The organism is Brevinematia bacterium, from assembly GCA_039630355.1.
Lineage (GTDB): Bacteria > Spirochaetota > Brevinematia > DTOW01 > DTOW01 > SKYB106.
On the sequence record JBCNVF010000016.1, the window covers coordinates 1 to 5079 of the forward strand.

Below are 5079 nucleotides of genomic sequence, written 5' to 3' on the forward strand. Positions count from 1 at the left end.
AAGCTGTTAAAGGACATAGGGGGGCGAGAAACAGAAGGTATAGAACTGCGAAGGAATCACTAATGCATGCTTTACGCTATGCGTGGGAACACAGAAGACTGAAGAAAAGGGAATTTAGAAAGCTTTGGATAATCAGAATAAACAATGCTGTTAGGGAGTATGGCCTTAGTTATAGTAAGTTTATGGGGTTGCTGAGGAAGAACAACATACGTATAAACAGAAAAGCTCTCTCAAATATGGCTATTGAGAATAGAGAAGCTTTCAGGCAGTTGATTGAGAAGGTTACGGTAGCAAAGTAGTGATAAATTGTGGAGGTAAATATGTCTGAGGTTGTAGAATATATTAATAAGAAGTATACTCCCAAGAAGGAGTATGATGAGTTTAGAGTTGGAGATTTGGTCAGGGTTCACCAGATAATAAAGGAAGCGGATGGTAAAGATAGAACTCAGGTCTTTGAGGGTATTGTTATCTCAATAAGTGGACAAGGTATTTCAAAGACATTTACTGTTAGGAAGGTGTCTTACGGTGTTGGAGTTGAGAAAATATTCCCATACTATTCTCCTTTGATTGCTAAAGTGGAGGTTGTGAGAAGATTTAAAGTGAGAAGGGCTAAGTTGTATTACCTAAGGGGTAAGGTTGGACAGGAAGCAAAACTGAAGGAGCTAAGAGGAAAAAGATAGACTATTTGGATTCAAGAAAAGGTTCTGATAAATAGGCTTTACTAATTGCTTTGAGTATTTCTCTTTCATTGATTGGTGAAAGGTCGGTTATAGCTGAAAACCTGACAAATCTATCGTAAGTTTTGAGTTTAATTAGGAGATTTTTATACCGCTCATCTATCATCTTGTCCACTATTACTACCAATCTAGCATTAGTTTTAATGTATTTTTCCATCAACTCATCCTCTTTTGTTGCTGTAAACACATCAGTTTCTGGATAGAAGTCTGGAGCTATAGTGAAGTTCATTTTGTTTATTCTTTCTACAAACAAAGCCACAGCCTCTGAGTGGAAAAAGAATTTTTGCAAGTAGTTGCTATCTGTTGCATTTGTTAGAGTTACGAGGATTATTCCTCTTTCAGAGGAGTAAAATGGTATTTCACTCTTTTTGTCTATAAATGTTTTCAGCTTATTCCACTTTTCAAAAGTTATCTCCTCCTTGTATCTAAGCACTACCTGGTTTTTGGAAACTATCTCTGTTGCAGATATGGCATACCTTTTTCTCTTGCTTAGCCTATTGGCGTCATCTATCGCGGAGATGTATCTATCAAAGTCCAAGAATTTTTTTACATAGAGTGGAAAGCGGTATTTTTCAGGAAAATTGCTGGTTAGTTTTGCAAACAGAAGATCTGAGAAAACAACTTCTATCTCAACTATGTTGTTTCTAGAGAGTAACTCGTAGTGCTCAAGATCAAAACTCATTCCTTGGAAGAACTTAATCTCAGACTTTGTTATTCTGTCAACGAAATACATATCTTTTGCATATATTAGCAAAAGGTCGTTACCATATTTCTCTCTAAGGGTTAGTGCCTCATCTATGCTTATTTTCATAAGTGTTATTCTAACTCAATTTTATATGTAATCTTACATAAATTTAAAGTTTTGCTACGGAGATTAGTGAGGTACAAGGTTTATGGTTAAGTAGTATTCTATTATTTTCTCTCGCAGTCCCTACCGGGACTGGATAAATACTTTTCTTAAATGCTTACATGAGGGTAGAAGCATTGTAAAACACCTTGGCAGGTATCTAAAAAGTCTAGTAATCTGACAATTTATCAAAATTAAAACCTAAGGAAGAGAAAAGGTTTCAATACAAAAGCTAATAAGGCATATAACTTTGGAATTGCTATTGGAAAAGGTTAGCAAAAGAGTTTCTGAGAAGGCTTGATGGAGTTCCGTTTAAGTTTTAGTTTTTAGTTTGATTTGGACTAGAGCCTGAGAGGATTTCTATCAGTTTTTTCCCGATGAAGGTATTATCTATTATTCCTAGAAAGTTTTCACTTCCGGGGCCATAGGAGAATGTGGGGACTAATACTCCTGTATGATCTTTGGATAGAAACCTTATAGTTGTTGACTTGCCTACAACACCGCCGATGATTCCAACGCCACCAGTTTCGTGATCTGATGTTACTATGACTAGAGTGTCACCACTTTTCTGAGCGAAGTCTAGAACTACTCCTATGGTTTTGTCAAAGTCGCTCATTTCTGCTATCAATCCTTTGGCATTGTTTCCATGTGCCTCCCAGTCTATCTGCGAACCTTCTATCATTAGGACGAATCCGTTCTTACTTTTTGAGAGTATATCTAGGGATTTTTTTGTCATCTCGGGCAATGAAGTTTTTCTGTTGGTGTTTAGTGCTGGTGGTAAATGCATACTCTCAAGTAGTGCTAGAAGTTTTTCAGTTTTGGTTGGAGTGTAGAGGGCGAATTCTTCGTAATTTGTGATTATCTTATACCCAAGATTACTCATAATCTCAAGTAAATTTATAGTTTGCTGACCTGGGTTTGCTTCAGTGTATTGGGTTGTTAAGGTTTGTTGTGATGGAGTTGGTGTGAAAAACGATAGTCCTCCACCTATAAACACGTCAATTGTTTGATTTGTTGCAAAAGTAGCAATTTCAGCTTCGTTTCCTCTAGAGCTTACATGGGCATAGAATGTAGCAGGAGTTGCGTGGGTTACGGAGCAAGTTACGACTATACCAGTAGATTTGCCTTTCTTTTTTGCAACCTCCATAATAGTCTCAAGGTGGGTTCCATCTGGTAGAGTTGATACATACCCGTTTTTGGTTTTAAACCCTGTTGCAAGAGCAGTTCCACCTGCAGCAGAGTCAGTAACGAGAGAGCCATCAGCATATGTAGACATTAGAGCAATGTTTTTGAATCTGAAAAAGTTTGAGTTTGTGTTAGCTAAACAGTATGCAGATATAGCTCCAACTCCCATTCCGTCTCCTATCATTATAATTATATTTCTAGGCAAAACTACACCTTTGCTGGTGCTTGCAAAAAGAGCAGATTTACTTAAAAGTAGAAATAGGATTGCTAAAAAGAACCTCTTTTTCTTCATAGTTTGTGAATTTTAATCGGTATCTGTAGAATTTCTCAAGAAATGGAGTCAGTTTCAATAGAGTCTAAAAATTCACAATCAAGTGCGGTTTTTTTATTTCTCTCACGGCTTCTTTCTCTAAGGAAACCCATGGATTGTTGGTCATTTCTACTATCTCTAAACTTTTGTAGTTTTATTGCTACAAAAATCGTTTCAAGCCTCTTAGGGCTTATTGAGAAAGTGTCTGTTTCTTGGGCGAGAGAGCGAAAGTAGCTAAAATGAAGAAAACACACTTGATTGTGAGTTTTGGATCTTGTTGAGTTGGTAAGTTGTGAGATTTGTCCTAGTGACATATAAAATATTATAAATGGTTGATATCACCAAGATCAGGAATTTCTCTATAATAGCACACATAGACCATGGTAAATCAACTTTAGCGGACAGGCTTTTGGAGGTAGGGGGGATTAAGGAGAAAAGTGATGACGAGATACCAGTTCTTGATTTTATGCCTGTGGAGAGGGAGCATGGGATTACGGTGAAGGCACAGTCTGCTACCTTTGAATATAAGTCAAAAGATGGTAACACTTATATTTTTAACCTTATAGATACTCCTGGGCATATAGACTTTAGTTTTGAAGTTAGGCGTTCACTTAGAGCATGTGAGGGTGTTTTACTTCTAGTAGATGCAACACAAGGAGTTCAGGCGCAGACGCTTACGAATTTTCTTCTTGCCTTTGAGGAGGGTTTGGAGATATTGCCTGTTATTAACAAAATAGATTTGCCGATTGCTGATGTTGCTGCAACCAAGGAGGAGATAGAGAAGGAACTTGGTATTTCTGCAGAAGATGCTGTTTTGATAAGTGCTAAAGAAGGGATAGGTATTGAGGAATTGATGGAGGCAATTGTGAAGAAGGTTCCTCATCCGAGGGGGAATTTTGATGCTCCTCTTAAGGCGTTGGTTTTTGACTCTTTCTACGATAACTACAAGGGGGTAGTTGCTAAGATTAGAGTGTTTGATGGTGTTGTTAAGCCTGGTGACGAGATACTTTTTATGGGGGGGCAGAAAAGGTATAGGGTGGAGGAGGTGGGAGTTATAGCTCTTAAACTTATAAAGAAGGATTACCTTTCTGCCGGTGAAGTTGGCTATCTGATAGGAAACATCAAATCTATCTCCGACTTTACTGTTGGTGATACTATAACGCATTCAAGTAATCCTACAAGTGTTGCTTTACCAGGGTATAGAGAACCGAAACCGATGGTGTATGCTTGTATATTTCCTACTGAAAATGAGGATTTCAATGATCTTAAGGAGGTTATGTATAAACTTAAGCTTACAGATTCTTCAATAACTTTTGAACCTGTAAATTCGGCATCTATGGGTATGGGGTTCAAGTGTGGTTTTCTTGGGTTGTTGCATATGCAAATAGTTATGGAGAGACTTGATACTGAGTTTGGTATATCAGTTATAAGCACTGTTCCGACGGTAAAGTATAAGGTTAATCTCAAGAGTGGGACAAGCGTTTATATTGAAAATCCGATGGAGCTTCCGGAAATAACGAAAATTGACTCCATAGAGGAGCCTTTTGTTTCTCTCACTATAATAGCGCCGGATGGATACATAGGAAGTATCATGGAAATAATGAGGGATAAGAGAGCAGAACAAAAGGAAATGCGCTACATTGACTCAAAGAGACTTGAGCTAAAGTATGAGGTGCCTCTTTCTGAAATAATTTATGGTTTTTTTGACAAGCTTAAGAGTGTGACCTCGGGATATGCTTCAATGGACTATGAATTTATAGGTTACAGGAAGTCGGATATCGTTAAACTAGATGTTCTTGTTAATGGTAAGCAAGTAGATGCTTTATCTTTTCTTGTTCACAGAGACCTTGCCCCTTACAAGGGTAGAGAGCTTGTTAAGAAATTACAAAAACTGATTCCAAAACATTTGTTTCCTATTGCAATTCAGGCAGCTATTGGGAGTAGAGTTATTGCAAGAGAGGATATTTCAGCTCTTAGAAAGGATGTTACAGCTAAATGTT

Annotated in this window: 5 protein-coding genes; 3 read left to right on the top strand and 2 right to left on the bottom strand. The window is 37.6% G+C overall.

The annotated features are described in order from the left end of the window. Positions 1-299, top strand: a 299-nt coding sequence (rplT, locus tag ABDH28_01310; protein ID MEN2997669.1) for a 50S ribosomal protein L20, incomplete at its 5' end; no start/stop codon positions are given. Positions 300-320: 21 nt separating this feature from the next. Next, positions 321-680, top strand: a complete 360-nt coding sequence (gene rplS, locus ABDH28_01315; protein ID MEN2997670.1) for a 50S ribosomal protein L19 — start codon at positions 321-323, stop codon at positions 678-680. A gap of 1 nt (position 681) precedes the next feature. Here rplS and ABDH28_01320 read toward each other — a convergent pair whose 3' ends face one another. Both ABDH28_01320 and ABDH28_01325 read right to left on the bottom strand, forming a co-directional pair. Then, on the bottom strand, positions 682-1548 hold the full coding sequence (locus tag ABDH28_01320) for a hypothetical protein (GenBank protein MEN2997671.1): 867 nt from the start codon (positions 1546-1548) through the stop codon (positions 682-684). 355 nt (positions 1549-1903) lie between these two features. Further along, on the bottom strand, positions 1904-3061 hold the full coding sequence (locus ABDH28_01325) for an alkaline phosphatase (protein MEN2997672.1): 1158 nt from the start codon (positions 3059-3061) through the stop codon (positions 1904-1906). A 346-nt stretch (positions 3062-3407) separates the two neighbouring features. Between ABDH28_01325 and lepA the strand changes: the two genes are divergently transcribed. After that, positions 3408-5079 (top strand): translation elongation factor 4 (gene lepA / locus ABDH28_01330; GenBank protein MEN2997673.1); only part of this gene is annotated, 1672 nt, incomplete at its 3' end.